Below are 6,641 nucleotides of genomic sequence, written 5' to 3' on the forward strand. Positions count from 1 at the left end.
CTCGCCGCGAGGGTGACGCTCAGTGCGAGGTCAGGCTGTTGATCAGGCCCATTTCGGCGCTGCCCATCAGCGACTCGATGTCCATCAGGATCAGCAGGCGCTCGTTGATGTTGGCGATGCCGGTGATGTAGCTGGTGTCGATCACCGAGGCGCTCATCTCCGGTGCCGGCTGGATCATCTGCTCGGCCAGCTGCATCACGTCGCTGACGGAGTCGACGACCGCACCCACCACGCGGCCCTTGACGTTGAGCACGATCACCACGGTGAAGCTGTCGATGTCGGACTGGCCGTCATCGCGCACGCAGTTGAACTTCACGCGCAAGTCCACGATCGGCACGATCACGCCTCGCAGGTTGACCACGCCCTTGAGGTAGGCGGGGGCGTTGGCGATCTTGGTGGGTGGCTCGTAGGAGCGGATCTCCTGAACCTTCAGGATGTCGATGCCGTACTCTTCGGAGCCCAGTCGGAACGTGAGGAATTCACGACCCGTGGCGGCATGGCGCACCTGGCGGGTGTTGTTCTGGCGCGCACCCAAGCCTGCCGCGGATGAGGCTGCATCGCTGCGAGCGGGGGAGCTGGTCTGGGGGGCGGCTTGCAGGGTTTCCATGTCGGTCCTCTTGGGGTCCTCGTGCGCCGAGCGGGGCGCACACCGGTTCAATGCTCTCAGACTTGGGTATCGGCCAGGTTGCCGGAAAACTGAAGGGCTCTCTCGCGCTCAAGTCAGAACCGGATGCCGTACCAGCCAAACCCGATGCCCCAGATGCGCGAGTCGGCCCGCGAATTGGTGCGCATGGCGGTCACATCCAGGCCCAGCACTTCCGGGATCACCCAATGGCGCAGGCCCGCGCCTTTTTGCACCGTGTGCCGGGTGTCGCCCAGTGCCTCGGCGTAGAGCATCCAGCGCGGCGACAGGTTCCACATCAGGGCCACGCCATGCGTGGTCAGCTTCTGCTGCTGGTCGGTCAGGTGGCTGTGCCCCACGTTGATCAGCAGCGTCACCGAATCGCTCAGGGGCCTGGATGCCATCACGGCGGCAGACCAGTCACCGTCCTGCCAGCGCTTTTGCTCGGGCGGTTTTTCCTGCAGCCAGCCGGCTTTCAGCCCGAACTGCCATTCGCCCCATTTGGCGGACTGCGGCACCCAGCGAAAGCCCAGGAAGCGCCCTTGCGACTGCTCGCTGGCGGGGGATCTGCGCACCACCTCCAGGTTCAGCTCCAGGCCGGGCAGCACACCGCAGGTCGGGGCGACGTGCACGTGCCGTGAGCCATGCTCGTGGTCCCGCCAGAATTCGAGCTGGCAGGTGCCGACTTCGTTGACGCCGGTGTCGTCCACCGTCAGCGGGCGAGCGGCGTGAGCGCCCGACAGGCAGGCGATCGTGCCCAGGCCACACAGCATCCGTTTGAAGGTGAGTTGTGCCATGTTCGGCTCCTGTTTGCTCAGACTTGGAAAGCCGCAACCGTCTGCTTGAGTCGCTCGGCCTGCTCCTGCAGGCTGGACGAAGCGGCGGCCGATTGCTCCACCAGCGCAGCGTTTTGCTGCGTCATCTGGTCCAGGTTGACCACCGCCAGGTTGATCTGCCCGATGCCATTGCTCTGCTCGGACGCCGTCACGGAGATCTCGCCAATCGTCTGGCTGACCCGTTGCACGCTGCCGATGATCGCCTCCATCGCGTGGCCAGCTTCCTGCACCAGCCTGGAGCCGGAGGCCACTTTTTCGCCCGAGTCCTGAATGAGTTGCTTGATTTCGCGTGCGGCACTCGCGCTGCGCTGAGCCAGGCTGCGCACTTCGCTGGCCACCACCGCGAAGCCGCGGCCTTGCTCGCCTGCGCGGGCCGCTTCCACGGCGGCGTTCAGCGCCAGGATGTTGGTCTGGAAGGCGATGCCATCGATGACGCTGATGATGTCGTGGATGCGCTGGCTCGTGCGCTGGATCTCGTCCATGCTGGAGACCACACCCGAGACGATGCCATTGCCACGCTCGGCGGCATCGGCCGCCTCGTGGGCAATGCCATTGGCGCAACCGGCCGCATCGGCGTTCTGGCGCACCGTCTGCGTGAGCTCGTCCATGCTGCTGGCGGTCTGCTGCAGGCTGGACGCGGCGGTTTCCGTGCGGCCTGACAAATCCATGTTCCCCGATGCGATCTCTGTCGAGGCGACTGAAATGGCCTGTGCCGACTCCCGAACCTCCACCACGATGGTCTTCAGGCCAGATTGCATCTGCTCCAGGGCGCGCAGCAGGTCGCCTGCTTCGTCCTCCCCGTCGATGCGGATGCGGTTGTCGAGCTTGCCCTTGGAGATCGACAGCGCCACATCTCGCGCGGCCTCCACCGGTTTGCAGATCGACTCCTGGTTGACCAGGGTCAGGGGGGTGACGAGGAGGGCCGCGACCAGGATGACGGCGATGAACACGCCCTGTGTCCACTGCGCATGCTCGGCCAGCGAAGCCTGCCCCTCAACGGATTCGTCAGACATGATCTGGTCGATCTGGTCGAGCTTGGGGCCGATCGGGTCGGCCAGCGCGATGGCGGCCATCACCTTCGGCTGGACGTTGTCACCCCCGAGTTGACCGGTGCCGATGGCCTGAATCAGCCCCTGCATCGTGGACTGGTGGGCCTGGAGATCCTGCTGCAAGGCGCGAACGATCGGGTTGTCTTCGTCCTCGGGGCCTTCGAGCATCGAGCTGGATTCACTTTTGAGCTTTTCGGCCTGCTCCTGCCAGGCTTTGGCATGGTCTTTGAAGCCGCCCATGTCACCCACCGATGCGAACATCGCCACGCGGATCGCCTCCAGCCGCATCAGGGCGCTGGCTTCTCGCATGTGAGCGAGCTCGGTCATTTCCGAGAAGGTGTGTTCGGCGTGATGCCTGGACTCGTCGATGGTGCGGTGCAGGCCCAAAAGCCCGACCACGCCGACGGTCAACAGGAGTGACAACACCATCGCGATGGCACCCCTCATGCGGGTGCGGATGGTGAAACGGCGCATCAAGCTGCTCAAGGACATGACCGGCTCCACGGTCAAACGTGTGCGTCACCTTGCAGTCAACCACCCTGCCAGCAACGCTGGATGAGGTGCTATCGGCCGTTTGCCTGAGCGCCTTGAGCGGCGGCAAAGGCCCTCAAGCGTGAAGGATCACCGCCTCCCGGCGGCGACCCCTGTTGTGCCCGGGCTGTGCCCCGGCTCAGACGTTGAACAGGAAGTTCAGCACGTCGCCGTCCTTGACGATGTATTCCTTGCCCTCGGCGCGCATCTTGCCGGCCTCTTTCGCGCCGGACTCGCCCTTGTACTGGATGAAGTCCTCGAAGGCGATGGTCTGGGCGCGGATGAAGCCACGCTCGAAGTCGGTGTGGATGACGCCAGCGGCTTGCGGGGCGGTCGCACCGATGGGCACCGTCCAGGCGCGCACTTCTTTCACACCTGCGGTGAAGTAGGTCTGCAGGCCCAGCAGCTTGAAGCCGGCGCGGATCAGGCGGTTCAGGCCTGGTTCGCTCTGGCCCATCTCGGCCAGGAACATGGCGCGATCGTCGTCTTCCATCTCGGCCAGTTCGGCCTCGGTCTTGGCGCAAATGGCCACGACCTCGCCCTTTTGTGCTGCGGCGTACTCGCGCAGGCGGTCCAGGAAGGGGTTGTTCTCGAAGCCGGTTTCCGACACGTTGCCCACGAACATGGCGGGCTTGGCCGTGATCAGGCACAGCGGCTTGAGGATGGCCAGCTCTTCCTTGCTGAACTCGATCGAGCGCACCGGCTTGGCCTGGTCCAGGGCGGCCTGGCACTTCTCAAGCACCTTGACCAGGGCGGCGGCTTCCTTGTCGTTGCCCGAGCGGGCGGCCTTGTTGTAGCGGTGCAGGCTCTTTTCGACGGTGCCCAGGTCGGCCAGGCACAGCTCGGTCTGAATGACCTCGATGTCGGCGATCGGGTCCACCTTGCCGGCCACGTGGATCACGTTGTCGTCTTCGAAGCAGCGCACGACGTTGACGATGGCGTCGGTCTCGCGGATGTGGCTGAGGAACTGATTGCCCAGGCCTTCACCCTGCGAGGCGCCCGCCACCAGGCCGGCGATGTCCACGAACTCCACGATGGCCGGCACGATGCGCTCGGGCTGGACGATCTCGGAGAGCTGGGCCAGGCGGGGGTCGGGCACTTCCACCACGCCGACGTTCGGCTCGATGGTGCAGAAGGGGTAGTTCTCGGCGGCGATGCCGGCCTTGGTCAGCGCGTTGAAGAGGGTGGACTTGCCGACGTTGGGCAGACCCACGATGCCGCATTGGAGGCTCATGGTGTTCCTATGGCAGGAGGGAAAAGGACAGGAAACGAGGGGCCGCACAGCGCGAACGCGTGTCGTTGACGCACGGCAGCAATCGCGGCATTTTAAGCGCCCCGGTGCCAAGGGCCGCTTCGTGCCACTGGCCATCGGGTAGATTACCGGGCGCGGTCTTGCACGGCACGGTCTGCCGGGGTCACCACCGCTGAGGAAAACCATTTCATGAACTCCCCCGCTGGCAAGCGATTCGATGTGTGCGTGAGCGGCTCCGGTGCCGTGGCCATGAGCCTGGCATTGGGCCTGTCGGCCGAAGGCTTCAGCGTGGCCTGGGCCAGGGCCGAGGCTTTCCAGGCCCCGACCTCGCAGGACGTGCGCACCTACGCCCTGAACGCCCGCGCCATCGATTTGCTGACCCGGCTGCGCATCTGGCCCGCCTTGCAGGCCTTTGCCGCCCCCGTCTTTGGCATGCAGATCCGTGGAGACGACGGTGGCAGCCTGGAGTTCTCGGCCTGGCAGCAGCGCGTGCGTGAACTGGCCTGGATCGCTGATGCCGGCGCCTTGGAGCGACTGCTCAGCGACGCTTTGCGTTTTGCGCCTCGTGTCGAAGTGGTCGGCGCACTGAAGGACGGGCAGGCCCCGGTGCCCTCGTCGCTGCTGGCCATCTGCGAAGGCAAGTTCTCCGATTCACGGCGCGCCCTGGGCATCGGCTTTGACCGCCAGCCTTACGGCCACAGCGGCGTGGCTGCCCGCCTGGTGGCCTCTCGACCTCACCAGGGCGTGGCCCGCCAGTGGTTCCGCTCGCCGGATGTGCTGGCCCTGTTGCCCTTCAACCAGCCCGAGCCTCAAGCGTCATACGGCCTGGTGTGGTCGGTGCCGCACGCTCGTGCGCAGGTGTTGACCAGCCTGCCTGCCGCCGATTTCGAGCGGGAGCTGAACCAGGCCATCGAGGCCAGCGACCCGCAAGCCTTGCCGCTGATTGGCGAGCTGAAGCTGAGCTCCGAGTTGGCCTCGTGGCCGCTGTCGCTGGCCCAGGCATCTCGGTGGGCTGGCCCGGGTTGGGTGCTGCTGGGTGATGCCGCCCACCAGGTGCACCCGCTCGCAGGGCAAGGGCTCAACCTGGGGCTGGCCGACGTCGACACCTTGTTGAGCGTGCTGGTGGATGCGCGGCGCGCCGAGCCCTGGCGCGAGCCTGGTGATGAGCGCCTGCTGCAGCGTTATGTGCGCCAACGCGAATGGCCCACACGCGCCATGGCTTCCGTCACCGATGGCATGCTGCACCTGTTCGCCGATTCGCGCGGCCCACTGAAAGCGCTGCGCAACGTCGGCATGTCAGCGGTTGAACGGCTGGGGCCCCTCAAGCACTGGCTGGTCGGCCGCGCCCTGGACGCCTGATGCTTTCCCCATCGTTTTTGCTCCCTGCCCCCTGAGGACTGCCCTGATGCCCCGACTCAACCGAATCCTGCGCGCCACGTTGATTGCTTTGGCGATGAGCCAGGGACTGGCCCACGCCCAGGCTGAATTGCCTGCAGCGCAGCTCAATTCGCTCAAGCAAAAACTCTCGCAGCGCATGCCGCAACTGCCGCCCATCGAGGGTGCTCGCACCACGTCCATGGCTGGCCTGATCGAGCTGCGTGCCGGTGGCCACATTTTCTACACCGACGCCAGTGGCGATCACCTCATCGACGGGCAACTCATCGATGTGCGCAGCCAGCGCAACCTCACCGAGGCCCGGCTGGATGAGATCAACCAGGTCGATTTCGACAACTTCCCGCTGCGCGACGCCGTGGTCTGGAAGAGTGGCAACGGCAAGCGCCGCATGGTGGTGTTCTCCGACCCGAACTGCGGCTACTGCAAGCGCCTGGAGCGCGACATCCAGAAGCTCAAGGACGTCACCGTCTACACCTTCGTCATCGGCATCCTGGGCGATGATTCGCGCACCAAGGCCGACCAAATCTGGTGCGCCAAAGACCGCACCCAGACCTGGCTGAACTGGATGCTCGACGGCGAAGCGCCGCCGCGCGCACTGGGTCAGTGCGGCTCGCCCCTGCAGCGCAACCTGGCGCTGTCTCAGAAGCTGCGCGTCAACGGCACGCCCGCGATCTTCTTTGAAGACGGCTCCCGCTTGCCGGGCGCTGCTTCGCTGCAGACCCTGGAGCAGCGCCTGGCCAAGGCAGCAGGCAAGGGCGGCTGACACGCGCCAGCCGGGTCGCACCGGGGCGGCGGTCTGTTTGTTGCCAGGCCGGCCTCACGGCGCGGACGCCGCTGCGCTGGCTGCAGGCCCGTGGCTTGATGGCTGTCCCGGCGTCTGTTGTGGCGCCTTGGCCAGGTTCATCTCCAGCCAGACGTCGTCTTTCATCTTCATGGCGATGCGCACCGGCAGGTAA

General features: G+C 65.6%; 6 protein-coding genes. 2 read left to right on the top strand and 4 right to left on the bottom strand.

The features are described from left to right. Positions 1-19: 19 nt before the first annotated feature. The 4 genes from B2W70_RS02995 to ychF form a co-directional block, all read right to left on the bottom strand. Positions 20-607 carry a chemotaxis protein CheW gene (locus tag B2W70_RS02995; protein WP_083505723.1) on the bottom strand — a complete coding sequence of 196 codons (588 nt, stop codon included), beginning with the start codon at positions 605-607 and terminating at the stop codon, positions 20-22. Positions 608-720: 113 nt separating this feature from the next. Next, on the bottom strand, positions 721-1,419 hold the full coding sequence (locus B2W70_RS03000; protein WP_286742709.1) for a hypothetical protein: 699 nt from the start codon (positions 1,417-1,419) through the stop codon (positions 721-723). 17 nt (positions 1,420-1,436) lie between these two features. Further along, positions 1,437-2,999 (bottom strand): methyl-accepting chemotaxis protein, encoded by a 1,563-nt coding sequence (locus tag B2W70_RS03005; protein ID WP_286742712.1) that lies wholly within the window; start codon positions 2,997-2,999, stop codon positions 1,437-1,439. A 178-nt stretch (positions 3,000-3,177) separates the two neighbouring features. Then, positions 3,178-4,272: a redox-regulated ATPase YchF gene (gene ychF / locus B2W70_RS03010; protein ID WP_058086228.1), complete on the bottom strand. Its 1,095-nt coding sequence runs from the start codon at positions 4,270-4,272 to the stop codon at positions 3,178-3,180. Between the two features lie 207 nt (positions 4,273-4,479). Between ychF and B2W70_RS03015 the strand changes: the two genes are divergently transcribed. Together B2W70_RS03015 and B2W70_RS03020 are read left to right on the top strand one after the other, a co-directional pair. Further along, positions 4,480-5,649: an FAD-dependent monooxygenase gene (locus B2W70_RS03015; protein WP_286742713.1), complete on the top strand. Its 1,170-nt coding sequence runs from the start codon at positions 4,480-4,482 to the stop codon at positions 5,647-5,649. A 46-nt stretch (positions 5,650-5,695) separates the two neighbouring features. Beyond that, positions 5,696-6,448 carry a DsbC family protein gene (locus B2W70_RS03020; protein ID WP_083505750.1) on the top strand — a complete coding sequence of 251 codons (753 nt, stop codon included), beginning with the start codon at positions 5,696-5,698 and terminating at the stop codon, positions 6,446-6,448. Positions 6,449-6,641: the final 193 nt, after the last annotated feature.

The sequence above is a fragment of the Aquabacterium sp. UBA2148 genome (genome assembly GCF_002328915.1).
Taxonomy (GTDB): Bacteria; Pseudomonadota; Gammaproteobacteria; order Burkholderiales; family Burkholderiaceae_C; genus Aquabacterium; species Aquabacterium parvum.